23 protein-coding genes and 1 tRNA gene are annotated in these 23,917 nt (G+C 69.2%); 8 read left to right on the top strand and 16 right to left on the bottom strand.

Going from position 1 to position 23,917, the window contains the following annotated elements; all coding sequences use genetic code 11:
* Positions 1–16 precede the first annotated feature (16 nt).
* The 4 genes from truD to pth2 form a co-directional block, all read right to left on the bottom strand.
* Positions 17–1,363: a tRNA pseudouridine(13) synthase TruD gene (gene truD, locus ACAH01_RS04415; RefSeq protein WP_372480374.1), complete on the bottom strand. Its 1,347-nt coding sequence runs from the start codon at positions 1,361–1,363 to the stop codon at positions 17–19.
* A gap of 105 nt (positions 1,364–1,468) precedes the next feature.
* Positions 1,469–2,182 carry an archaeal proteasome endopeptidase complex subunit beta gene (psmB, locus tag ACAH01_RS04410; protein WP_153554226.1) on the bottom strand — a complete coding sequence of 238 codons (714 nt, stop codon included), beginning with the start codon at positions 2,180–2,182 and terminating at the stop codon, positions 1,469–1,471.
* Complete coding sequence (gene psmA / locus ACAH01_RS04405; RefSeq protein WP_153554227.1) at positions 2,175–2,918, bottom strand: archaeal proteasome endopeptidase complex subunit alpha; 744 nt, start codon at positions 2,916–2,918, stop codon at positions 2,175–2,177. The genes psmB and psmA overlap by 8 nt, the downstream gene beginning before the upstream one ends.
* Before the next feature lie 89 nt (positions 2,919–3,007).
* On the bottom strand, positions 3,008–3,346 hold the full coding sequence (gene pth2, locus ACAH01_RS04400; RefSeq protein ID WP_170095197.1) for a peptidyl-tRNA hydrolase Pth2: 339 nt from the start codon (positions 3,344–3,346) through the stop codon (positions 3,008–3,010).
* Between the two features lie 147 nt (positions 3,347–3,493).
* On the opposite strand from pth2, the gene dcd reads away from it, so the two are divergent.
* The 3 genes from dcd to ACAH01_RS04385 all read left to right on the top strand — a co-directional run bounded on the left by dcd (position 3,494) and on the right by ACAH01_RS04385 (position 5,709).
* Positions 3,494–4,084: a dCTP deaminase gene (gene dcd, locus ACAH01_RS04395; protein WP_170095198.1), complete on the top strand. Its 591-nt coding sequence runs from the start codon at positions 3,494–3,496 to the stop codon at positions 4,082–4,084.
* A 96-nt stretch (positions 4,085–4,180) separates the two neighbouring features.
* Complete coding sequence (locus tag ACAH01_RS04390; protein ID WP_170095199.1) at positions 4,181–5,077, top strand: thiamine-phosphate synthase family protein; 897 nt, start codon at positions 4,181–4,183, stop codon at positions 5,075–5,077.
* Complete coding sequence (locus tag ACAH01_RS04385) at positions 5,077–5,709, top strand: class I SAM-dependent methyltransferase (RefSeq protein WP_372480373.1); 633 nt, start codon at positions 5,077–5,079, stop codon at positions 5,707–5,709. The genes ACAH01_RS04390 and ACAH01_RS04385 overlap by 1 nt, the downstream gene beginning before the upstream one ends.
* A gap of 22 nt (positions 5,710–5,731) precedes the next feature.
* On the opposite strand, the gene ACAH01_RS04380 is transcribed toward ACAH01_RS04385, so the two are convergent.
* From ACAH01_RS04380 to ACAH01_RS04370, 3 genes are all read right to left on the bottom strand, one after another.
* On the bottom strand, positions 5,732–6,496 hold the full coding sequence (locus tag ACAH01_RS04380) for a DUF6775 family putative metallopeptidase (RefSeq protein WP_170095201.1): 765 nt from the start codon (positions 6,494–6,496) through the stop codon (positions 5,732–5,734).
* 338 nt (positions 6,497–6,834) lie between these two features.
* The gene (locus ACAH01_RS04375) at positions 6,835–8,382 is read right to left on the bottom strand and encodes a (R)-citramalate synthase (protein ID WP_372480372.1); all 1,548 of its coding nucleotides are present in this window, start codon (positions 8,380–8,382) and stop codon (positions 6,835–6,837) included.
* Positions 8,383–8,535: 153 nt separating this feature from the next.
* Positions 8,536–8,916, bottom strand: coding sequence for a DUF192 domain-containing protein (locus ACAH01_RS04370; protein ID WP_153554233.1), 381 nt, complete (start codon positions 8,914–8,916; stop codon positions 8,536–8,538).
* A 78-nt stretch (positions 8,917–8,994) separates the two neighbouring features.
* Between ACAH01_RS04370 and ACAH01_RS04365 the strand changes: the two genes are divergently transcribed.
* From ACAH01_RS04365 to ACAH01_RS04355, 3 genes are all read left to right on the top strand, one after another.
* Positions 8,995–9,561 carry a hypothetical protein gene (locus ACAH01_RS04365; protein WP_372480371.1) on the top strand — a complete coding sequence of 189 codons (567 nt, stop codon included), beginning with the start codon at positions 8,995–8,997 and terminating at the stop codon, positions 9,559–9,561.
* 49 nt (positions 9,562–9,610) lie between these two features.
* A complete protein-coding gene (locus ACAH01_RS04360) occupies positions 9,611–10,162 on the top strand; it encodes a GMP synthase subunit A (RefSeq protein WP_372480370.1) in 552 nt (183 codons plus the stop codon).
* Between the two features lie 77 nt (positions 10,163–10,239).
* Positions 10,240–12,099, top strand: a complete 1,860-nt coding sequence (locus ACAH01_RS04355; RefSeq protein WP_372480369.1) for a DUF2070 family protein — start codon at positions 10,240–10,242, stop codon at positions 12,097–12,099.
* Positions 12,100–12,467: 368 nt separating this feature from the next.
* Here the strand turns inward: ACAH01_RS04355 and ACAH01_RS04350 are convergent.
* Positions 12,468–12,553: transfer RNA gene (locus ACAH01_RS04350), tRNA-Ser, on the bottom strand.
* 123 nt (positions 12,554–12,676) lie between these two features.
* Here ACAH01_RS04350 and ACAH01_RS04345 point away from each other — a divergent pair.
* Positions 12,677–13,633 (top strand): AAA family ATPase, encoded by a 957-nt coding sequence (locus ACAH01_RS04345; RefSeq protein ID WP_372480368.1) that lies wholly within the window; start codon positions 12,677–12,679, stop codon positions 13,631–13,633.
* Between the two features lie 2 nt (positions 13,634–13,635).
* On the opposite strand, the gene ACAH01_RS04340 is transcribed toward ACAH01_RS04345, so the two are convergent.
* The 6 genes from ACAH01_RS04340 to ACAH01_RS04315 all read right to left on the bottom strand — a co-directional run bounded on the left by ACAH01_RS04340 (position 13,636) and on the right by ACAH01_RS04315 (position 20,722).
* Positions 13,636–14,151, bottom strand: coding sequence for a hypothetical protein (locus ACAH01_RS04340; protein WP_372480367.1), 516 nt, complete (start codon positions 14,149–14,151; stop codon positions 13,636–13,638).
* Positions 14,148–15,503 carry a DUF58 domain-containing protein gene (locus tag ACAH01_RS04335; protein ID WP_372480366.1) on the bottom strand — a complete coding sequence of 452 codons (1,356 nt, stop codon included), beginning with the start codon at positions 15,501–15,503 and terminating at the stop codon, positions 14,148–14,150. The genes ACAH01_RS04340 and ACAH01_RS04335 overlap by 4 nt, the downstream gene beginning before the upstream one ends.
* Positions 15,503–16,078 (bottom strand): hypothetical protein, encoded by a 576-nt coding sequence (locus tag ACAH01_RS04330; protein WP_372480365.1) that lies wholly within the window; start codon positions 16,076–16,078, stop codon positions 15,503–15,505. Before ACAH01_RS04330 ends, ACAH01_RS04335 begins: the two co-directional genes overlap by 1 nt.
* Positions 16,075–17,016, bottom strand: coding sequence for a DUF4129 domain-containing protein (locus ACAH01_RS04325; protein WP_372480364.1), 942 nt, complete (start codon positions 17,014–17,016; stop codon positions 16,075–16,077). The genes ACAH01_RS04330 and ACAH01_RS04325 overlap by 4 nt, the downstream gene beginning before the upstream one ends.
* A gap of 134 nt (positions 17,017–17,150) precedes the next feature.
* A complete protein-coding gene (locus ACAH01_RS04320) occupies positions 17,151–18,740 on the bottom strand; it encodes a hydantoinase B/oxoprolinase family protein (protein WP_372480363.1) in 1,590 nt (529 codons plus the stop codon).
* Positions 18,737–20,722: a hydantoinase/oxoprolinase family protein gene (locus ACAH01_RS04315; protein ID WP_372480362.1), complete on the bottom strand. Its 1,986-nt coding sequence runs from the start codon at positions 20,720–20,722 to the stop codon at positions 18,737–18,739. Before ACAH01_RS04315 ends, ACAH01_RS04320 begins: the two co-directional genes overlap by 4 nt.
* A 112-nt stretch (positions 20,723–20,834) precedes the next feature.
* Between ACAH01_RS04315 and ACAH01_RS04310 the strand changes: the two genes are divergently transcribed.
* A complete protein-coding gene (locus tag ACAH01_RS04310; protein WP_372480361.1) occupies positions 20,835–21,815 on the top strand; it encodes a BGTF surface domain-containing protein in 981 nt (326 codons plus the stop codon).
* 76 nt (positions 21,816–21,891) lie between these two features.
* Here the strand turns inward: ACAH01_RS04310 and ACAH01_RS04305 are convergent, their stop codons facing one another.
* Together ACAH01_RS04305 and ACAH01_RS04300 are read right to left on the bottom strand one after the other, a co-directional pair.
* Complete coding sequence (locus tag ACAH01_RS04305) at positions 21,892–22,518, bottom strand: ArsR/SmtB family transcription factor (protein WP_372480360.1); 627 nt, start codon at positions 22,516–22,518, stop codon at positions 21,892–21,894.
* 84 nt (positions 22,519–22,602) lie between these two features.
* Positions 22,603–23,904, bottom strand: a complete 1,302-nt coding sequence (locus ACAH01_RS04300) for a S8 family serine peptidase (RefSeq protein ID WP_372480359.1) — start codon at positions 23,902–23,904, stop codon at positions 22,603–22,605.
* Positions 23,905–23,917 lie beyond the last annotated feature (13 nt).

The raw sequence follows: 23,917 nt of genomic DNA, 5'->3' as shown, positions 1-23,917 counted from the left end.
GGCGGTTCCGGTCCCGTTACAACTGGGCTGGATCGCGCTTCAGGTACTCACGGAGCAGCACCGTCGCGTAGCTGCCTTTCGGCAGCGAGAACGCGAATCGGATCGCGTCCACCTCGCGTCGCTGGACGTCGATCTGGCTCCGGACCTGAACCGCGCGCCGGGTTCCCGACGAGTCGAACTCGCCCGGAAGCGAGAAGTCGGTCGGTTCGAGGCCGGCGTCGGCGAGCACCGCGCGCTCGATCTCGCCCGGTTCGCCCTCTGCTAGCTCCGTCTCGGTCCCGAGCAGCGGTGCGGTGACGAACGCTCGGCCCCGCTCGCAGTGTCGCTCGACGGTGTCGACGCGCTCGGCAGTGACCCGCTGTGTGCGGCCGGTGTCCGGCAGCGGGAGGTCGGCGGGCGCGTCGCCGTCGGCGAAACAGACCACGTCGCCAGCGACGGGGCGGTCGAACGGAAGCCCGCGGTCGAGGCGTTCCGAGAGGATGCGGTTGAACAGGGACGACTGGGCGGCGTTGACGAAGAGCGTCTGGAGGTTCGTCGGCAGCGTCTCCAGCGCGCTCCGGAACGCCGCTGGGGAGGCGTCGTCGGCGTCGGCCAGACTGTGACAGAGCGCCCGCTCGTACCCCAGTGCTCGGGGGAACCGCTCCAGTGCCCCCTCCCAGTCGTGGGTCTCTTGAACGTAGGCCCGTGCCGCCTGTGTCGCCTCGGGCTCGCGCTCGTTGGGGTTCCCGAGGTAGGCCATCACCGCGCCCTCCCAGTCGTTCCGGACGATCGCCAGCCCGACCTCGTGGGTGATCGGGCGCTTGCTGCCAAAGCGTTGCTGGCCGAAGTAGTTCGGCACCGCGACCGTCGGCTCGTCGCCGTCGGCGCTGCCGGCGAACTCGCGCAGTTGCTCGGTGATCGCGTCGACACCTTCCGGGCGGTCCACGTCCCGGACAGTGATCTCGAAGGCGTTGCCGGCGAGGTCACCGAAGAGGACCGGTCGTCCCGCCCGCCCGACGACGTCGATCTCCGCGCCGTCGATCTCGGGCACGTCGGCCGCGTCCGTGTCTGCGATCGAGAACAGCTGGGTCGTCACGGCACGCTTGTCTTTCGTCCCCGCCCACGAGACGCGCTCCCGAGAGATGCCGAGACGATCCGACAGCGCCGACGCGAAGTCGTTGGTGTCCCAGTTGTGTAGCGTCGCGCGCACGACGAGGTGGGCGTACGCGCCGCTGTCGGCGTCGGCGGGTTCGGCCTCGAACGCCTCCAGTTCCCGGACCACGAAGTCCTCGGGCGAGGCACGGAGTCGGCCACCGATGCCGTCGCCGTCGCTGACGTAGTAGCGCATTCCGACGGCCTGCTCGATCGACTGGGCTGGGCGCATGGTCTTGCTGGGTCTCGCCGCGGCGCGCACATAGGGCTAGCGGTGCCACTCCGGGAGACGACGACCGTCCGACGAACAGCGATAAGAGAGAACGAAACGGAGCGCCTACCGCGCGCCCTCGAAGTCGTCGTAGCCGGTGATGTCGACGCCGTCGCCGGTGACCGTGGCGACGTAGACGCCGTTGCCAGAGCCGGTGTCGCGCTCGGTCGCCGCGTACACGGCCTCGACGGCCAGTTCCTCTGCCTCCTCCATCGAGAGGTCGTCGTGGTAGCGGTCTTCGAGCTTCCCATGGGCGACCTGCATCCCGCTGCCGGTGACGGTGTAGTCGTCTTCCATGACGCCGCCTGCTGGGTCGATGCTGTAGACGTGACTCCCCTCCTCGTCGACGCCCCCGAGGATGGGGTTGATCGCGAAGAAGGGACCACCGCGGGCGAAGTTGCCCGCCAGCGTCGCCAGCGCGGAGATGCTCATCGGCTCGCCGCGGCGGACCTCGTAGAGGTCGGACTCAGAGCGCAGCGTCCGGATGAACGACTGCGCGCCGCCGACACTGCCCACGAGGGTGAGCGCGGCCGACGGGTGGATCTGCTCGACCTTCTGGACGGACTTGTTCGAGACGAAGCGACCGCCCAGCGACGCTCGCATGTCCGTCGCGATGACGACGCCCTCGTCGGTCGTGATGCCGATGGTCGTCGTGCCGGTCTTCGCGACGGCGTCGCCGTCGCCAGCGTCGGCGTCCATGTCGTCGAACGATGCGAGTTCCGGTTCGTACGGGTTCGCGTCGAGGTTCTTCATACCAGGGAGGTCGGGGAACTTACTCATCGTCATCACCTTCGAGTTCCAGCTCGGTAACTCGTTCGGCGATCTCGTCCTCCGAGAGCGCCGTGAACTGCTCGGACTCGACGTCGATCGTCGCTACGTCGACGCCCGTCGCGTCGAGGCCGTCGTCGCTGACCGATCCAAGCGCTCGCAGCGCCAGCGAGAGCCCGGCTTCGAGGTCCATCTCCTCCTCGTACTCCTCTTCGAGGAACGTCTGGATCTCGTCGCGGTCACCGCCGATCGCGACGGCCTGCCACTCGTAGGGAGTCCCCGACGGGTCGGTCTCGAAGAGGCGCGGTTCGCCGTCCTCGATGCCGCCGACCAGCAGCGCGACGCCGAACGGGCGTGCCCCGCCGGTCTGGGTGTACTGCTGGATGTAGTCGGTGACTTCCTTGGTGAGCGATTCGACGCCGATCTCCTCGCCGTAGCGCAGGTGGTTGACCTGAGCCTGTCGACGCGCCAGGTCGATCAGCTGGCGGGCGTCGGCGACGTGGCCCGCGCTGGCGATGCCGACGTGGTCGTCGGCCTTGTGGATCTTCTCGATGCTGTCACGTTCCAGCAGCGGGGAACGGGCGTGTCGATCGGCGGCCAGCACGACGCCGTCTGCCGTGCGGACCCCGACACTCGCCGTGCCGCGTTTGACTGCTTCGCGTGCGTACTCGACCTGGTAGAGGCGTCCGTCCGGGGAGAAGATAGTGATCCCTCGGTCGTACGCCTGCTGTTGATTTTGTCCTTGCATTGGTTTCGTTCACCTTGGGTAAGGGGCTGCCAGCCATAACCCTTGTGTCACAGACGGCTATTGCCGACAGCGGTGTCGCTCGCTTGGAGTCAGTACAGGGAGAGGTCACCCGTGACTGCGTCGATCCGGTCGTCGGCCGCCGGCCCGACGGCCAGCGCCGTGACGGTGCCCGGATCGAGTTGCGTGTGACCGGCGTCCCTGACGATCGCATTCGGCAGGCCCTTCCGCTCGGCGTCGTCGGCCAGGCGGAACAGCGCATCCTCGCCCGCGGCCGCGAGGACGACCTTCTTCTGACCCTGCCCTTTCCACTCGGACGTGGCCTGTCGATCGGCGTCCTCGTAGGCCATGAGCGAGGCGTGGGCGACCTGGGCCGCCAACTTGCCTTCGCCCATCCCGATGTCGGTCCGGGCGACGATGGCCTGCTTCATGCCATTGGGGTGGACCCGGGCAGGTATATGTCTGGTCCCCGCTACGCTTTTCGCCGCCATCTCCACGGGAAACTACCCCACGCGAGCCGAGAGAGCCCCGCGAGCGCGGAACGGAACGTTTTCACGACCGCGCTCGCGAGTACGCGTATGATCCTCTCGGATACGGACATCCTGCGACGGCTCGAAGCCGGCGATCTGGTGATCGAGCCACTCGACGACATCGACCTGCAGGTCCAGCCCGCCAGCGTCGATCTCCGACTGGGCCGGGAGTTCCTGGAGTTTCAGCACGCCAACATCCCCTGCATCCACCCAAACAGCGAGCAAGAGACCGAGGAGTACACCGACCGCGTCACGGTCGACGACGGCGACGAGTACATCCTCCACCCCGGCGACTTCGTGCTTGGGACGACCCACGAGCGCGTCGAGATCCCGGCCGACCTGATCGCCCACGTCGAGGGGCGCTCCTCGCTGGGGCGGCTGGCGATCGTCGTCCACGCGACTGCCGGTCTGTGCGATCCGGGCTACGAGGGCCAGATCACCCTCGAACTGTCGAACCTCGGGACCGCGCCCGTCGCGCTGTCGCCCGGCATGCGGATCTCGCAGCTGACCTTCACCGAGCTGAAGACGCCCGCAGACCGCCCTTACGGCGAGGAACGCGGCTCGAAGTATCAGGGCCAGACTGGACCGCAGGCCTCGAAGATCGAGAAGGATCACGAGTTCGGAGGCGACCAGAAATGACGGGCGTGACTGTCAGCGACCTGTCGGCGAGAACTCGGTGCGAGTTCGGAGGCGACCAGAAATGACGACTGTGTCCACGAACGGAGGGCGAGCGCCGTGAGGTTCGTCGAGGAGATCGTCGTCGACGAGTTCCTGCCGACCTTCAGGTCGCTGCTCGCGGAGGCGTTGCGCGAGCGTGACCTCACCCAGTCGGAGGTGGCCGAGCTGCTGGGGATCAGCCAGAGCGCCGTCTCGAAGTACGCCCACGGAGAAGTCGAGCGCAACGAGCGGCTGCTGGAGAACGACCGGCTGGCGGCGCTGGTCGAAGAACTGGCCGACGGGCTGGCCAGCGGCGAGATGACGCCAGTCCAGGCGTTGATCGAGACGGAAGTGGTCGTCCGCGAACTCGAACAGGGGGGCACACTGGCGGCGCTGCACGAGGACGCCGTGCCGGAACTCGCCGAGTACGGCGGCGACTTCGCGGTCCACGACCCCGACAGCAATCTCCGGGAGGCAGAACAGACCCGCTCGTCGGTTCGGCGTGGGCTGCGCCTCCTGGAGAACACCAGTGGCTTCGCCACGCTCATTCCGGCGGTCGGCTCCAACCTCGTCGAGGCTCTCAGCGACGCGACGGGCATCGAAGACGTGGCCGGCGTCCCCGGCCGGATCCTCGACGTGAAGGGGCGGGCGACGATCCCGGCCGAGCCGGAGTTCGGCGTCAGCGAACACGTCGCGGGCGTGTTGCTCGCGGCACGGGCCGGCGGCGCGGACGCGAACGCGATGGTGAACATCCGCTACGACGACGATGTCGTCGACGACCTCGAAGCCGCGGGGTACACGACGGTCGCGTTCGACGCCGAGGCCGACACCGAGACCGCGATCGCGGCCGCACTCGACGAGTGTCCAGACGCCGACGTGCTCTACCAGACCGGCGGCATGGGGATCGAGCCGATCAGCTACGTGATCGGACCCGACGCCAGCGCCGTCGCGGAGATCGTCCGCGAGATCGCGTAATGGGCGACGTGCGCGCGTTCTACGGTCGGTGGGCGACCATCTACGACCTGCTGGCGACACTGCCCGGCGTCCGGTCGTGGCGGCGCGCGGCCGCAGCAGAACTCTCGCTGTCGAGGGGGGCGACCGTCGTCGAGATGGGCTGTGGCACCGGCGCGAACCTCCCACACCTGCGGTCGGCGGTCGGTTCCGAGGGGCGTGTCCTCGGACTGGACGTGACCAGAGAGATGCTCAGTCGCGCACGCGGGCGCGGCGACGCCGACTTGCTGTGGGGGGACGCGACCCGACCGCCGCTCTCGGGATCGATCGAGGGGCTGCTGGGCACGTTCGTCGTGGGCATGTTCGCCGATCCGCGATCGGTCGTCGACGAGTGGTGTACCCTCGTCGAACCCGGCCACCGGGTGGCACTGTTGCACTTTAGCCGGAGCCAGCGCGCGTGGGCGCGCCCGATCGACGCCTGTTACCGGGCGTTCGTCTGGGCGTCCTCGACGGACAAGCGACAGACGGACGTGGCCGACAGTCACGAGCGCCGCGTCGAGGACGCCTATCGACGGCTGGCCGACCGGACGGCAGACTACCGCGAGCGACGGCTGGCGGGGGGCTACCTCCGACTGGCGAGTGGCCGCGTCGAGTGATCCCGACGGCGCTGGCGGTCAGTCAGGGACGGTACCGTTCGGCGTGGGCCGGACAGAAGTCGGTGCCCCGAAGCTGTGCGGCGACGACGCCGGGCTGGCGGTGGGGGTTGGCCAGCCGGCACCCGTCCTCGTCGCAGAAGTCCTCGCCGGTCTCCAGGTAGTGATACGCCTGGAGGACGTACCCCTTCAGCGCCTCGGTCGTCCGCTGGTCGTCCTCGACGAGGAACTCGCCCTCGACTTCGCTCTCGAGGACCTCTCGGGGCGGGGAGTCTCCCGAGACCATCGCGTGTTTCTGTTTTTCCTTGTAGTACTGTTCTGGCTTGGCCGGGGCCTCGTACAGCCCCGGAACCGACACGAGCGCGGGCTGGCCGAGGACGTTGACGCGCTTGTGCCACCGGCCGTCGTGGTCGCCCCACGTGCCGAGAACGCGATCGAGCACTGGAACGTGGAGGTGATCGAGCCCGCGCTCGTCGGCTGGCAGTCGCTCTCCGAGTAGCTTCTGGACCTGGAAGCCGTCGTAGATGACGCCGCCGGCCCGCTCGGGGTGGTCCAGCGCCCGCTGCTCGTAGCGAACGATCCCCAGCATCGTGTTGCCCGTCTCGCGTTCGTACGGCGAGAGGACCCGCGCGGAGGCGAACGCTTCGGCCAGCTCCTCGTCGGCGTACAGATCGAGGAAGCGATCCCGAACGTCGACGCTCGCCTCGATCCGCTCGGCCAGCCAGTCGGCGATGGCGTCCACGTCGGCGACCGTCGTCGGTGCCCGGTACAGTGTGACCCGTTCGACCATGTATTATCCAGTGGTACGACCGAGTGAAACAGTTGCGGTCTGAGACAGCCAAATGGTCAAATTTATGCATTGATGTGCAGGTATATGTACTATGGCCGACGAGCATCTCGCTCGCCCCAGAAATGTCGCTTTCCTCGGCGAATTCCAACGCTGTTTCCGTGCCACACGAGAGTCGACCGTCGAGCATTCGCGCGAACGAGCGGTTCGAAGAACCCGGTAGTTCGCGCGATTCACCCGCGAGCGCGCCGAAGGCGCGCTCGCGGCCTTTTTCGCCCACGTTTTTGCGCAAGCGGTGGCGAGCGAAGCGAGCCACCCGCAGCGGAAAAAGGTGGTAGGTCCTAGTCGTCGGCGACGACCGGCTCGTCCTCGTCGGCGATGAGGCGGTCGATGGCGTCGACCATCGCGTGGACGGAGGCTCGGGTGATGTCCGAGTCGCTGTTCGAGACCGTCACCGTCCGGTCGCCCCGAGACATCTCGACCTCGACGGTGACGACGGCGTCGGTGTTGCCGGTGATGGCGTCGACGTGGTAGGAGTCGAGGTTCCAGTCGACGGAGTGCCCCAGCGCCCCCTCGATAGCGCCCATCGCGGCGTCGACCGGGCCGGAGCCGGTCGAACTCGCGGGCTCGCGTTCCTCGCCGTCGACGGCGAGTCGGACGCTGGCCGTGGGAGTGCCGCCACCGGCGATGGTCGTCAGGTCCAGCAGTTCGACGCGGCGCTCGCGGTCGGTGCCCTTGACCTCCTCGGCGATGGTCAGCAGATCGGCGTCGGTGACCCGTCGGCCGCGGTCGCCGATCTCCTTGACTCGCTGGACGATCGTCGCGAGTTCGTCGTCGCTCACGTCGATGTCGTGCTCGTCGAGCGCGGCGGCGACGCCCGCGCGCCCGGCGTGTTTGCCCAGCGCGAGGCGGCGCTCGCGACCCACCTTCTCGGGCCGGTAGGGCTCGTACATCGCGTCGTCTTTCAGCGTCCCGTCGGTGTGGATGCCCGACTCGTGGGTGAAGGCGTTCTGGCCGACGACGGCCTTGTTCGGGGCCAGCTGGATCCCCGTCGTGTTGGCGATCAGCTGTGCGAGATCGTACACCTCGGTCAGGTCCATCGTCTCGACGCCGTAGCCGTGATCGAGTGCGATGGCGACCTCCTCCAGGGCGACGTTGCCGGCCCGCTCGCCGATGCCGTTGATGGTCCCGTGGACCATGTCCGCACCGGCGGCGATCGAGACCAGCGCGTTCATCACCGCGAGCCCGAGGTCGTCGTGGGTGTGCGTGCTGACCGGCCCCAGCTCCGAGAGCCGGGAGACGGCTTCGAGCGCGCCGTCCGGCGTCGCGTGGCCGACGGTGTCGGCCCAGCAGATCCGGTCCGCACCGGCGTCGATGGCGGCACCGAGCAGTTCCTCGAGGTAGTCCAGATCCGCACGCGAGCCGTCCTCGCCGATGACCTCGACCCACAGCCCCTGCGCTTTGGCGTACTCGACCAGCTCGACGGTCGAGTCGACGTTGTCGGCCCGGGAGGTGCCGACCTTCTCCTCGATGTGGCGGTCGCTGGCGGGGACGACGAGGTTGATCCCGTCGACGCCACACTCCAGCGCGAGGTCGATGTCGTCGCGAATGCCACGGCAGAAGCTCGTCACCGTCGCGTCGAGGTCGAGATCGGCCACGCGGGAGATGGTCTTTCGCTCGCCCGGCCCGGTACAGGCGCTGCCCGCCTCGATCACGTCGATCTCGGCCGCGTCGAGCTGGCGGGCGATCCGTGCCTTCTCGTCGGGCGACAGCGAGATGCCGGGGGCCTGCTCCCCGTCTCGAAGCGTGGTATCAAGGAACTGTACGCCGGCAGCATCAGAGAGGTCCCGCGTCAGCGGGTGACCCCCGAACAATGTCGTCTCTGTCACGGTTGTGTCCTGCGAGTTATCGTCGCTGGCGAATTTCGCGCCCAGCCGCCGTGAGGCGACTTCCTCTATCCTCGTTGTCGGAATCCGACATAGTACTCGAAGGTCAAGCGGCCGCCGCTGATTAATCTGTTGGGATCGGTTCGCACGGTCGGATCACGATTCGATCAGGACGCGGTCGCCGGGCTCGACGCCGTCGGCCGCGCCGCCCGGTAGCTCGACGACGGTGTCCGCGCGGGCCATCCCCAGCCCGGTCCAGGGAGAGAGAGTCTTCACCTGCGCGACTTCCTCGCCCCGGAGCCAGACCACGTCGATGGGGAACCGGACGAACAGCATGTGGATCGACTGGTAGCCATAGTCGCCGAGCAGTGCCGAGAGCGGCCAGGGCGGCCCGTGGAGCCGGAAGACCAGCGCGTAGTCGTCCGGGATCGAGGCCCGAAACATCAGTCCCTTCGCCTGTTCGACGGTCGACTCGGCCACCTCGACGGTGTCGGCGAGCGTCCGCCGTTCGTCTCCATCCTCGTGGACGACGCGCATGGCCGTTGGTGGACGCCGCGGGGCAAAACCCTTGCTGGCCCGAGACAGATTCAAGCGTCTCGATTCGTCAGTGGGAGTATGGAGAAGGCACCCGGCGGGACGAGCGTCGGCGTCGACGACCCCTACGCACACGTCGACCGCTGTGACTGGATCACGGACGACGGGAAGTGCCGGTGGGCAGTCGAACACGGCCACCACGATCCCGAGTTCGCCGACGCCCGCAGTGCCGAGGAGTTCCAGTGTCCCGTCGTCGCCGGGGGAGACGACCACGACCCCAGCGTCTCCTCGACGGAGGCGGCGGCGGGCCGCTGGGAGTGGCGAGACTGCCCGCACTTCCGGCGGCGAGAGCGCGACCGGGCGTGTACCCGCTGCGGGCTCGAAGAGCGACGGATGGCCCACACCGACGAGCGGCCGCTGCTGGAAGAACACCACCTGTCCTATCGCGAGGGCAGCGACGACGACCTGAACCACGAGATCACGATCTACCTCTGTCGGTGGTGTCACGCGAAAGTCCACCAGTCGTGGGCGCGGATCGACGACGACGCGAACCCGGACGCGGCGGCCATCGCCGAGCGGGAGGGGCGGCGCACCCGCGAACAGTCCGAACTCGGGTTCGAGTCGGCCGCCGACCGGTACGAGGAGTGACCGGCCAGTTCCAAGAAATATATACGGACAGACGGCCTCCGTTCGCGTAATGACTCAGATCGCCGTCATCGACAATCACGGCCAGTTCACGCACCTCGAACAGCGTGCGCTGCGTGACATCGGCGTCGACGCGGAACTCGTCGACAACGACACGCCGCCCGGCGAGATCGAGGCCGACGGCCTCGTCCTCTCTGGTGGCCCCGACATGGATCGCATCGGCAACTGCCCGGCGTACCTCGACATGGACCTACCGATTCTGGGAATCTGTCTGGGGATGCAGCTGATGGCCGACCAGCTCGGTGGCCGCGTCGGTGGCGGCGAGTACGGCGGCTACGCCGACGTGACAGTCCAGATCGACGACGACGAGGACCCACTGATCGGATCGCTGGCCCCGGAGACGCGCGTCTGGGCGAGCCACGCCGACGAGGTCAAGGAAGTGCCCGACGGGTTCGAACGCACCGCACAGTCCGACGTGTGCAACGTCGAGGCTATGAGCAACGGCACCGATCGCTTCGGCGTCCAGTGGCACCCCGAAGTCGCCCACACCGAAGAAGGAGAGGAAGTCTTCGAGAACTTCCTCGCCGTCTGTAACGGAGAGTAGCTCGTCAGATCTGTCGGTCCCACCGCGGGAGGGCGAAGACGAGTACATTTAACCGGATCGATAGGGAGAACTACAGTATGACAGCGACGCAAGGAAACCTCGCGGGGCTCTCGCGTTTTATCTTCCGGGCACCGCGCTGGTACACGAGCGTGACGTTCGCGCTGGTGCTGGCGGCCGTCACTGGCATCGCCGCCTTCGACTCGCGGTTCGTGTTGGACGACGCCTGGCAGGGCGTGTTCTTCGTGGGCATTCCGACCGTTCTCGCGAGTGTCGGCACGGCCTACGTCGACAACGCTCTGGGCGGGCAGCTGACGCCCAATCGCGCGTCGCTGCTGGCGCTGTTTTGCGAGCTGATCGTCATCGCCTTCGTCGTCGGTGCCGGCGTCGTCTCGGTGCTGACGGCCTTCGACCAGGAGTTCGTCCTCGATTCGCTGCTGGTGAGTCTCGCCGCGATCTTCGCCCTCCGTCTGCTGGTCGTGATCGCCGTCTCCCGGCGCTCGCTCCCGGTCGCAGCGATCGCCGCGAGTATCCAGCCGGCGGCGGCAGCCGCGCTGCTCGCGGTGTATACGGGTGCGACTTCGGCGCTGCTCGACGATCCGACGCTCCGACGATTCCTCTCGCGGCCGGATCACGCACCGCCGGAGCTACAGTTCCTCCAGCCGGTCGATTTCGGGCTACTCGCGGTCATGTGCGTGCTGTACGCCGGTGCGGTGTGGCTCTTCCTCGTCCTGCTGGATCGCCCGTGGCGCTCCAGTCTGGGCGTCTCGGTGCTGGATTTCATCCAGGGCTTCATCGGGCACATCGCCGAGGGAAGCCGCGAACTGGAGGACTTCTTCGAAGAACTCGGCGAGGAGGCGCTCGTCCCGGTGACGGTGCTGTCGGTTCGCCGCCCGGACGGCGAAGAGAAGGCCCGCTTCGTCCTCCCGATGATCCATCCGGGTCCGATGGGCGAGATCGGCGGCGGGAACCTCCCCAAACGGGTCGCTACCGAGGCCGACGGGCTCGCCTTCCCGCCCCACGCCACCGCGGGCCACGACTTCAACCTCGTCACCGAACGCGAGGTCGACGCGATCCTCGCGGCGGCGCGGTCGGCCTATCGGGACCTCGAATACACCGACCAGGCGACGGCGAGCCAGCGAGTCGAGGAGGGTGACGCGTCGCTGCTGGGCCAGGCGGTCGGCGACGACGCCGTGATCGTCTCGACGTTCGCGCCGGGGTTCGCCGACGACGTGGAGTACGCCGTCGGCCTCTCGGCGGCGGCCGAAGCGCGAGCGGGCTCGCTGGACGAGATCCTGCTGGTCGACGCCCACAACAGCAACGACGGTCTGGAAGGCGACGACCTGGGCCACGTCGTCCCCGGCAGCGAACGCTCGTTCGACATGATCGACGGAGCCGGGAAACTCGGGGCGGAGCTGGCCGCCGCCGACCGTGGCCGGCTCCGCTGTGGCGTCGCCTGGGACGAGACGCCCTGGGAACCCCAAGAGGGGATCGGGCCGCTCGGGATCCGCATCGCCGTCTTCGAGGTCGCGGGGACCAGAACCGCCTACGTCCTGATCGACGGCAACAACATGGAGCCGGGGCTGCGGGGCGACATCCTCGCCGAACTCGACGGCGTCGACGACGCAGAGGTGATGACGACCGACACCCACATCGTCAACACCGTCGAGGCGGAGAATCAGGTCGGCAGCTCGATTCCCGACGACGAGCTGATCGCGCTGATCGCCGAGTTGACCGAGCGGGCGATCGACGACCTCGAACCCGTCGAGGCCGGGATGGCCAGCGAGAAGGCGACCGTCACGGTCTTTGGCAACGACCGGACCGAGACGCTGGCCTCGACGGCCAACGCCGTCGTCTCGCTGGGCGGCGCGCTCGCGGTGACGTTCATCCTCACCGTCTTCACGGTCAGTATCGGGATCTTCCTCGTGACCGGCGGGTGACATCCTCCATGCCGTGAACGGCGGGATTCTCTCGCTGAATCGAGATAGGGCCCACTCTCGCGATGACGTATGCCGAAGAAACGCCGAGAAGCGAAGCCTCTCGTGCTCTATCTCGTTTCACCCGATAGAACGCCGAGGAGGAGATTTGAACCGGAGGAAGACGTTCCTGCTCATACTGCCGGCTGTAACTTCGTGAAGATCTTCGCCACCCCGGGGTGGCGAAATCATTCACAGACTTACAGCCGGTAGTATCACTTCGTTGCGCGGGCTGGGACTTCCGGGGTTCAAATCTCCGCGTGTGGCGTTTCCTGCTCACAGGTCGATCGACACGCACAGCGGTCGCTCGAAGGCTGGTATTCGCAGGAAAACGCCGAGGAGGAGATTTGAACTCCTGTGTCCTGAACGGACAGTTGCTCTCGAAGCAACCGCCTTGGCCGGGCTAGGCTACCTCGGCTCACTTCATCGTAGCGCGATGTGCTCTTTATCGGTTTCGGTTCGAGCCGGGAGTGACAACCGTTGGACAGCGCCACTCCGATTTCTCCGACAGTAATATTGTGTGTGGCCGACAGTGGAAATTATGGACGTGCCAGAAGCCAGTGACGTGTGTTCACGGGTGTTAGACGAGATCGGATCGGCAGTGATCGGCGAGCGATCGTTCTTCGAGACCGTGTTACTGGGCGTCGTCGGCCGCGGCCACGTCCTCCTGGAGGACGTGCCGGGGACGGGGAAGACGCTGACGGCCCAGACGATGGCCCAGACCCTGGGACTCAGCTTCTCCCGGATCCAGTTCACTCCCGACCTGCTGCCGGCAGACATCACCGGGACACACGTGTTCAACGAGCGCGAGCGGAGCTTCGAGTTCAACGAAGGTCCGATCTTCGCCAACGTCGTGCTGGCCGACGAGATCAACCGCGCGCCGCCCAAGACTCAGTCGGCGCTACTTGAGGCCATGGAGGAGGGGCAGGTCACCGTCGACGGCGACACCTACGACCTGCCGCAGCCCTTCTTCGTCATCGCGACCCAGAACCCGGTCGAGATGGAGGGGACCTTCGAGTTGCCCGAGGCGCAGGTCGATCGCTTCCTCGCGAAGACGTCGATCGGGTACCCCGACGAGGACGGCGAGTTCGAGTTGCTCCAGCGTCGGGCCGGCCGCGTCGAGCAGAGCCCCTCCGTCGAGACGGTGCTGTCGCCCGAGGAAGTCGACGAACTGCGAGCGCTACCGGAGTCGATCACCGTCGAAGACGACGTGTTGCGCTACGTCTCGAACGTCGCCCGGGCGACCCGAGAGCACCGCCACGTGGACGTGGGTGTCTCGCCCCGTGGCACCCAGCGGCTCTTCGAGGCGGTCCGTGCTCGGGCGCTGATCCGCGGTCGGGAGTTCGTGACGCCCGACGACGTGAAGGCCGTCGCACAGCCGGTGCTGGCCCATCGGGTCGTGCTGACGCCGGAGGCCCGCGTCGAGAACGTCGCCGAGGCCGCCGTCGTCGAGAGCGTGCTGGACGACGTGCCCGTGCCGACCGTGGCTCGCCAGTAGCGTCACCGATCGAGGGCGTAGGTAAACAGCAGCGCCGCACCGAGCAACAGGGCGATCGCGGTCGTGGGCTGGCCGGTGCTCGCGGCGTCGTAGACGACGTAGCCGACGACCGCGACCACGGAGCCGACGGCGACCGTCACACCCACGTGTGCGAGCTGGGCCCGCGTCGAGACCGCCGCGTGTCCGAGTTGCCGACCGAGGCCGATGCCGTGCTCACCCGCGTCCCACGCGACGACCGCCGCCCCCGCAGCGACCAGCATCGGGACCGGATCGGTCCCTGCGACGCCGGCCAGCAGGACGGCCCCGAACAGCCCCGCGGAGCCGATCCGGTGGAGCAGTCGCGACCCCCGGCGTACGCCGAACGAGACCACGACGAGTCCGCACAGACCGACGGCACCGGCAAGCAGCGTCGTCGCGCTGACCAGTACAGTCACGAGCCCGGCGGCGACGGCGACCGCGACCGAGGCCGTGCCCGGCCGGGTGTCGAGCGAGTCGGCGTCGGTGGCGCGGGTGCTCATCGCGACCCCCCGTCCCAGCGGGCGAGCGCGTGCGGGAACGGTTCCGTCCCGTCCCAGTCGACGACCGGAATGTCGCGCTGACGGAGGTCCGCGAGACGCAGCGACCGCCTGACTCCGGCCAGTCGGTGCCCGGCGGAGTCGTCGGTCGTCGGGTCCGGCGAGATCACCGTCGTCCGGTGGCCGTTGGCGTCGAGCCGGATCGCAGCGCCGGCCACGTGATCGTCGGTCAGCGGCGAGAACACGACGATCTGGGCGTCCGTGGGCGCGCGACGCCTGATCCGCTGGACCGCGGCGTAGAGGGTGGTCTCCGCGTCGGGCCCAGACGGCGAGAGCGCCGGCTCCGTCGAGAGGAACTCGCGTGCTCGAACGCGGTGTTCGTCCCCGTTGCCCGGCGAGAGCCAGCAGTCCGTCGGCGACAGCGCCGTCAGCCCCACGTCGTGGCCCGCGTCGGTCAGCGAGACGTAGGCGTGGCCCGCCGCGTCGACGGCCGCGTCGAGCGCCGTCCGACCCTGTGGTGCTGGGGCGGCGTACGCCGCCTGTCGAGCGTCGACGACCAGCACGACCGAGACGCTGCGTTCGACCCGGTACTGGACGGTCGTGAGGTCCCCGGTTCGGGCGGTGCGGTTCCAGTCGACCCGGTTCAGCGGGTCGCCCGGACGGTACTCGCGAGTCGCGTAGAACTCCACGCCGGGCCCGCCAGTGTCTGCCGGGAATCGGCCCGTGTGACGGGTGGTCTGTGATCGCAGCGGAAAGGCGACGCTCTGGCTCGGCAGCGACGCCTCGCAGCCGACGGTGTCTGGCGCGTCGACCGTGCCGCGTCGCTCCGTGGCCCCGGACGCGTCCCGAGCGAGGACCGTCGTCGGCTCGAACTCGTGGCGGCCTCGCCGAGCCCGCAGCGAGTAAGAGAACGTCGTCTCCTGGCCCGGTCGGAGCGCGGTCGCGACGCGGGGCGACCCCTCGACGACGGTCATCTTCGGCGGGACGCCGTCGACGAGGCGCAGGTCCGGCATCGTCCGGTCGCTCTCGTTGCGCACCGTCACGGTCACCGCGACGGTGTCGTCGGTGTCGGGAGCGTCGTCGCTGATCGAGCGCTCGACGCTCACCTCGACCGGCGGCGGCGAGGTGAACTGCCCGTAGCCCGCGAAGGCGATCCCGAAGGCACTGGTCAGCAGGAGGCCGGGCTCGCGGGTCAGGACGCCTACTCCGAGCGCCAGGAGCGCGAAGACGGTAACGCCGTACCACCGCCTCGTCCGGCGGTCGACGACCGTCCCCGGTTCGATCTCGAACTCGGCAGCTTCGTCGGTCGCGCCGGCAGCGCGGGTGGCCGCGGCCGGAATCGAGCTGAACGACATCAGGCCTCACCACCGTCCTCGACGATGCGATCGAGCTCCGCGGCCACGCGGCCGGCGCGTCGCGGGAACGGCCCCGACCCCCAGAACGTGCCGGTGACGGACTCGCGGAACGACGAGCCGGCACCGCTGGCGGACGCGAAGAACTCCGCCGCCAGCTCGTCGTCGGTCCAGGTGCCCTCGTCGAGGCGGCGGCGCGCTTCCGCCTCGGAGAGCCCGCGGTACTGTGTCAGCACCGACAGCGCCGCGTCTTCGAGGTCGCTCCGGACCGCGAGCGCCCGCTGGTCCCCACCGGAGACGCCGAACGAGGGGGCCTGCGAGAGCAAGGCGTCGAACTCGTCGCCCGGGACGGCCGCGGGCCGGCCACGCTCCGGCTCGGGGAGCCAGCCGGCGTCTGGGTCCCGCCCGAACCACTGGTAGGCGCGGGACAGCCCCGCGAGGACCGCGAGGCCGGCGAGCACCGTCGGGAGCAGCGACGGCAGCGAAGCGACGGCGACGGCGTCGGGAGCGAACGCGAGCACGAGGCCGACGACGGCGGCACCCGTCGCGACTGCCAACAGGAGCCTGCGGCGGTTCATCGGTCGCCCTCCGATCGGAGCCGATCCAGCGCGGACCGCGCGCTCGTCTCGCGCTCGCTGGTCGGCGGGCGCTGGCCGTACCGGACTTCGCGGAAGCGGTCGGTCAGAGTCGCTACGGCGTCAGGATCGAAGCCCGCCGCCCGTGCGCTGGCGGCGATCTCTGCGGGCGTCTGGGTCCGGCGGTCGGCGTCCTCGACCTCGCTTGCCAGCTCTCGCCAGGCCCGATAGACCGCGTTGGTCGCCTCGGCGTCGGCGTCTTCGAACCGGCCGCTCGCGCGTGAGGCCGCGACGGTGTCCGGCTCGCGGGACGGGTCGGGAGCGTCGGCGACCGATCCTGTCGACCCGTCGGCGTCTGGCGTCAGCCGCGACGCGAGCACGACGAGACCGGCGACGAGGACGACCGCACCGATCACGAGCGCGACCAGCGGGAGCGCGTCGGTCGCCGTGTCGGCGGCGACGGCGCTGGCGGAGCCACCACCTTCGACGTGCTCTGGCGATCCGGAGGTCGAGCGGTCGGTTTCGGGCTCGCCCCAGGAGAGCGTGAACACCTGAGAACCGAACAGCACGAGCCAGGCGACACCGGCGGGGACGATGGTGGTGACGGCGTGTTTGAGTAGTTCGGGCACCGCGCTGGCCCCCTCTCGCCACAGTCGGTACCCGACCCACGTCAGGTACGCGACGGTACCACCGACGAGCAGGAACTGCAACACGGGGCTGACCCAGTTGCCGAACGGAGACGAGGCGTTCGGAGCGACCGTATCGGCCATCGCCTCGGCGGTGTAGCCGGGACCGTCCGAGGAACCCGCTCCTTCTCCCTCGCCCTCGCCAGTCCCGACCGCCGTGGCCGTCTCGGGGTTGTCGAGCCCCGCTGCGGCGGCCGAGATCGCGAGGACACCCAACACGACGACGAGCACTGGTCCGATGCGGTCGACAGTCATCGACCCCACGTTCGAGGGGGCTGTATGTAAAATTACAGTGTCGAGATCGCCGACCGAAAGCGGACGGTCACGAACCGCCCGCGGCGATGTGCCACGGAGAGGCGGTCCCGAGAGACAGCCGAGGGGGACACGCGTCAGGCGTCGTCGGGCTCGCCGTAGCCGCCACCGCCCGGCGTCTCGACTCTGACGGTGGTGCCGGCCTCGACCGCGCGGGTGAGCTTCGAGGCCACAGCCTCGCCGTCGACGAAGTTCTCGCCGACGGTCCCGTCTGTCCCCCCGGCTCGGCCCGCTGGCGGCGTCTGGCGGCGATCGGTCAGCAGCGAGACGGTGGCGTCGGTCTCGACGACGATCTCCCGGACGAGTCCGTCACCGCCCCGATAGCGGCCGGGACCGCCCGTGTCCGAGCGCAGCGAGTACTCGGCGACCCGCAACGGGTACGCCGCCTCCAGCGCCTCGACGGGCGTGTTTCGCGTGTTCGTCATCCCCACCTGGACGCCGGAGGCACCGTCCCGGTTCGGCGTCGCGCCCGCGCCGCCGCCGATGGTCTCGTAGTAGGTGAACTCCGGTCCCCCGACGACGAGATTGTTCATCGTCCCCTGGCTCTCTGCCGGGACGCGGTCGGGTGCGGCCGCCGCGAGCGCGTCGAAGACGACCTCGGTGACCCGCTGGCTCGTCTCGACGTTGCCGCCGACGACCGCCGCGGGCGGCGTGGGGTTCAGCAGCGATCCCTCGGGTGCCGCGACCGTGACGGGGTCGTAACAGCCCTGGTTCGGCGGGATCTCCGGATCTGTAATACACCGTATGACGTAGTAGACGGCACTCTCGGCGACGGCGAGCGGCGCGTTCACGTTGCCCGCGACCTGCGGGGCGGTCCCCGCGAAGTCGACCGTCACCGCGCCGTCCTCGACGGTCACGGTAACCTCGATCGGCACCGCCGTGTCGGTCACGCCGTCGCCCTCGATCGTCCCCGAGGCCTCGTAGGTGCCCGGTTCGAGAGCCGACAGCTCGCGCTCCATCCGCGCTCGCGAGTAGTCGACGACGGCGTCGAAGGCCGCGAGCAGCTCCTCGCCGTGGTCGTCGAGCAACTCTCCGATCCGACGGGCTCCGCGCTCGTTGGCGGCCAGTTGGGCCTGCACGTCGGCCCGGCGCTGGGCCGGGTTGCGGACGTTCGCCAGCACCAGCTCTAACACGTCTGAGACCACCGTCCCGTCGGCGACGATCCGGACCGGCGGCACGCGCAGCCCCTCCTGCTGGATCTCTCGTGCCCCGGCGGGCAGGCTTCCGGGAGCCATCCCGCCCACGTCGGCGTGGTGTGCCCGCGAGACGGCGTACGCGACGATCTCGTCGTCTCCGGTGGGCCGGTCGCCGGACCGGGACCGACCGCCGCCTGCTGCCGCCCCGATCGGCGAGACGAAGGTCACGTCCGGGAGGTGGGTGCCACCGGCGAAGGGATCGTTGAGCGCGAACACGTCGCCGGGCCGTGGATTCCGGTCCCGGATCGCGTCGACGGCACGGGGCATCGCCCCGAGGTGGACCGGGATGTGTTCGGCCTGTGCGACCAGCCGCCCGTCGGCGTCGAACAGCGCGGTCGAGCAGTCCCGACGTTCGGTGATGTTGGGCGAGTAGGCACCCCGGATCAGCACCTCGCCCATCTCCTCGGCGACGCTCTCCAGTTGGTTCCGGAGGATTTCGAGTTCGACCGCGTCGACGGCGTCGTCGGTCACGCCGACCCCTCCAGACGGATCGTCCCCTCGTCGTCGACGACGAGCGTCCACCCCGGCGGGCAGACGACGGTGCTCTCGCCGCCCTCGACGATCGCGGGGCCGTCGATCGCCCGCTCGGGCACCAGTGCCGGCCAGTCGTAGATCGGCGTCTCACGACGCCCGTCGTCGAAGACCGCCTCGCGAGTCCCGACCCGAGGCTCGCCGCTGCCTTCGAAGGATCGCTCCGGAGCCGTCCCCTCGATCGTCGCCGTGACGCGGCAGTTGACCAGCTCGACGGGCTCGTCGTCGAGCCGGTAGTCCCGCGCTCGCTCGTGGGCCGCGTGGAACCGCTCTCGCAGATCGGCAGGGCGGAACGGCTCGCTCACGTCGACGGTGAGTTCGTGGCTCTGGCCGACGTAGCGGAGGTCCGCCTGTCGTCGATACGTCGCCGCGCCGGGGTCGCTCACGTCCGCACGGACGCGGTCACGGAGGTCCTCGTAGAGGTCCTCGATCGTCGCCCGCGTCGCGTCGCCGAGCGTCGTCCGGTGGGTCCTGACCGCGTCGTGGTGCTCGGCCGCCGCCAGCAGCCCGAACGCCGAGAGGACGCCGCTGGCTCGCGGGACCACCACCCGATCGACGCCGAGGCGATCGGCCAGCGGGGCGGCGTGCATCGGCCCGGCACCGCCGAAAGCGGCCAGCGCGAACCGCCGAGGGTCGTGCCCGCGCTCGGTCGTCACGCCGCGGATCGCTCGCGTCATCGTCGCGTTGGCGACCCGGAAGACTCCCCGCGCCGCGTCGACCGGGCCGTCGAGATCCGCCGCCGTCGCGAGGTCGTCCAGCGCGGCCACCGCGGCGTCGGCGTCGAGACCGAGGTCGGCACCGAGCGTCGTGTCGGGGCCGAGATACCCAAGCACGAGCGCGGCGTCGGTCACCGTCGGTTCGGTCCCGCCCCGACCGTAGCAGGCCGGACCGGGGTCGGCACCGGCCGACGCCGGGCCGACGCGGAGCGCACCCCCGGCGTCGACGCTGGCGATCGATCCCCCGCCCGCGCCCACGGTCTCGACGTCGACCATCGGAATCCGGATCGGGTGACCGCCGACGGCCGCCTCCGTCGTCCGCTCGACCGAGCCGTCCCGGACCAGCGACACGTCGCTGGAGGTCCCGCCCATGTCGAACGTGATCACGCCGTCGGCGTCGTCGGGCTCGAAGGCGGCGGCACCGACGACGCCGGCAGCGGGACCGGACATGACGGTCGTCACCGCTCGCTCGCGGACCGTGGCCGGATCGGCGATGCCGCCGTTTGCCTGCATGACCCGTGGTGCCGGGAGTCCGCGGTCGGTCGCCCGGTCGGCCAGCCGGTCGAGGTAGTCGTCGACGACCGGCGTGAGGACGGCGTCGGCGACGGTCGTGGCCGTGCGTTCGTACTCGCGGAACTCGGACAGCACCTCGTGGCTGGCCGAGACGGGCACGTCGAGTTCGGACCGGAGGATCGCCGCCGCACGCCGCTCGTTCTCCGGGTGAGCGTACGCGTGGAGGAAGGCGACCGCGACCGCGTCGGCGTCGATCTCTGTGGCCAGCGCCCGCACCTCGTCGGGATCGACCGACCGCTCGATGCCGTCGGTCGTCGCACGCTCGTCGAGTTCGTACCGTCGCGCCGCGGGGACGAGCGGCGTCGGTCCGCGCGCGTCCAGATCGTAGAGACTGGGACGGTCCTGTCGGCCGATCGCGAGCACGTCGGCGAAGCCCTCGGTCGTGACCAGTGCCGTCCTCGCGCCCGACCGTTCGAGCATGGCGTTGACCGCGACGGTCGTGGCGTGGCGAAAGCGGTCGACAGCGGTCGCTCCGACACCGGCCCGGTCGCAGGCGCGTTCGACGCCGTCGAGCACGCCCTCGCTCTGGTCTGCCGTCGTGGGTACTTTCGCCGTCGTCAGCCGTCCGTCGGCGACGACCACCACGTCCGTGAAGGTGCCGCCGACGTCGACCCCCAGCAGCGTCTCGTCCATACCGGTCGCTGGGTCGCCCGGAGATAAACTGTTGTGACTCAGCCAGCGGCGCAGTTCAAATCAGGTTTAAGCTACCGGGACCGCTTAGGGACACGCGCAACCACGACGACCCATGAGACAGCAAACGGTCCCCGCAATCGTCGCGCTCCTCCTCGTCGTCCCGTGCGTTGCGATCGGGGCACAGACGACACCGACCGCGACGATCGACTACGAGGGCGAGGAACTGACGGTCGAAGCCGCACCGGGCGAGCAGATCAGCGGCGAGACGACGCTCCCACCGGGAACGCGGCTGACCGTCCGGATCGAGTCGGCGAGCAGCGCCTCGCCGTTCCTCAAGCGCCTGGAGGCGACGGTCGCCGACGACGGCACGTTCACGGCGACCGGCGACCTCAGCGACCTCCCCCCAGACACCGCATTCGAGGCGGCCGTGGTGTACAACGCGACCGTGATCAGCAGGCAGAGCGGGCAGATCGTCCCCTGTACGAGCGACTGTACGGCCACGCCGAGAAGCAGCGACACGCCGACGGCGTTTTCCACCGACGAACCGGCCCTGCCACGGCCCGTCGTGCAGGTCCGACAGGGCGAGACAGTCGAGATTCCGATCGCCGTCGGCGACCGCGAGCGCGTGCGGCTGTCGATCGGTAGCGACCGGACCAACTACCGGCTCAACGCGACGGTGACAGACGGCGACGGTGACGGTCGTGCAGTCGTCTCGTTCGACTCGGTCAGTGCGGGCCGAGACGCGCCGACCCTGTCGCCGGTCGACGACGACGACCGAGTGACCACGGACAGCGAAACGACGCTGTCGGACGGACTCGACCCCACCGAGTACGATCTCACGCTGCTCGGTGCCGGCGAAAACGGGACGAGACTCGCGATCGGGACCCTGGTCGTCTTCGATCAGAGCGAGAGCACGGACGCGCCCGAACCGCCCGAGGCGACCACGTCGACGCCACCTCTGAACGAGACGACGCCAGCGACCAGTCGCGGCGTCGATCTGGGTGGGATCGGCGCGCTCACCGTGGGCGGACTGCTGGGAATCGTCGGGATCGCCCTCTTGCTCGGACTCGCCAGAGGCGGGCGCGGGGAGTGATTCTCGTACTACCGGCTGTACGTCTGTGACGACGTTCGCGACCCCGTATCGCGAATAGCTTGAAACAGTGACACTCTCAGTCAGACGGTGAGCGTCGAACGGCCAGGAGCGCGACCGTCGCGACCAGCAGCGCCCCGAAGAAAAAGAGGACCCCGGGTTCGACGACCTCGAAGACGACCCAGGCGATCGAACCGTCCGGCGGTGCGACGGTCGTGTCCGGGCTCGCAGGGCCGACAGCACTCGGCGGTCGGACGCTCCGTCGCATCAGTCGCTCGGCACCCCACTGGACGAACAGCGACGCCGCGGCGAGCACGCCGATCCCGCCGACCACGTCGGTCACCGACTGCCTGACTGCCGGCGTTCGAGCGTCGTCACCGACGAACACCAGTGGGTCGCTGGCCGGACCGTACACCGTCATCTCGTTGCCCTTCTCCGAATAGATCGTGTCGACGGGCTCGACCAGCTCCGCGTCTTCGAGATTCGAGAGGTGGTAGTGGACGTTCTGGACCGACGTGTCGACCCGGTCGGCGATCTCCGAGGGCGTCCGGGGTTCCTCGAACAGTGCCTGAAACGTCGCCCGACCGGTATCAGACGCCAGCGCGTCGAGTACCTCGTCGGCGTCGCCGTCGGTCATTTCGAGGACGCGAGCCCGCTGGCTGGTCGTCGTCGCCCGGTCTTGAATGCGGTCGATGAGTCCCGACATGGCCGTCGTATTCGATGATAGAGACGCGACCTACTAAGCAGTACGCGAAGGTTAAAACGAGATTGAACGCGCGGACCACCGGCGTCACCCGGTGTCGTTGGCCACGGCCCGCACCGTCGGGGCCGGGCGAACCAGTCCGTGCCCGGTCTGCGTGTCGACGCCGTCACGGCCCACATCGCGCGCGTGTCGTTCGAGGGCGTGTTCGACGGCCGTCGGCGATCGGCCCGAATCCACGTCGAGGAGCAGGGCAGCCAGTCCGCCGACGTACGGAGCGCCGGCAGAAGAGCCGACGAAGCCGTCTGGCCGCTGTGCAGCCGACAGGCGATCGGGCGCGACCACGTCGACGCCGGTCCGACCGTCCGTGGTGGGACCTCGAGAGGAGAACGGCTCGGGTCGGTCCCGCCGCAGGTCGTACGCGCCGACCGCGAGTACGTCGTCGGCGGTCGCCGGTGCCGTGATGCTCCCCGCGGGATCGTCGTACTGGAACCGATGGGTCGGCGAGACGAGTTCGAGGTGTGCGCCGGTCGCGTCGGACGGTCCGCGGACGACGACGAAGTAGTCGCCGCCTTCGAGCTGGACGGAGAGGCGCTGGTTGGGGACGCCGTCACGCTCGTAGGGCTGGGAGCGGGCGATCAGCTGGGTCCGGTTCCCGTCGGTCCAGTACAGCGACGCCCGGTACGTCTCCGCGGCGTGAGCGCGGTCCCAGGAGAGCCACAGCGTCAGCTCCGTGGCCCCGTCGCTGCGCAGGTAGTTGCGGGTACCGCCGCTGAAGCGGAGCTTCCCGTCGCTGGGATCGTCGTACTCGCCGTCCCAGTGGCCACGCGCGAGATTGCCGGTCGGCGCGACGAACGTCACGTTCTCGGCCCGAGCGCGTTCGGCGACCCGTGCGACCCGTGCGGAGCCGTCGCCGGGCGTCCCGTAGAACGAGACCGGTGCGACGATCACGTCCACGTCGCGGTCGAGCAGCCACCGGACAGCGCGGTGATACCCCCGCGGAGTGTCGAACGTCGCGAGCGCCAGCTCCGCGTCCGGTGCCACGCGGGCGACCAGCGACGCCGCCGCAGTCCCGTGGTCGTGGCGACCCGCGTTGCGGACCGACTGGTCGCGGCCGAACGAGCGAGTAGTGACGACCTGACCCTCGATCGACTCGTGGCCCGGATCGAACCCGGTGACGTCGACGACGCCGACGCGAACGTCGTCCCCGGTGATCCCGGAGTCGTGGATCGCGTCGAGGTCCTCGCCAGAGACGACCGGCGTCGTCGATCCCGTGCCCGCTGTGGCCGTCTCGACGGTCGGCGCAGTCACGGCGAGCACGGCGATCAGCGCCGTCACCGCGAGCACGCCGATACCGACCCCCGCTAGTACGAACCGCGGTCGTCTGCCCATCACCCGGCACGTC

The organism is Halomicrobium sp. HM KBTZ05, from assembly GCF_041530035.1.
Taxonomy (GTDB): Archaea; Halobacteriota; Halobacteria; order Halobacteriales; family Haloarculaceae; genus Halomicrobium.
Note: the sequence above shows the minus strand (reverse complement) of the source record. Positions and strands in the feature narration are given on the sequence as shown.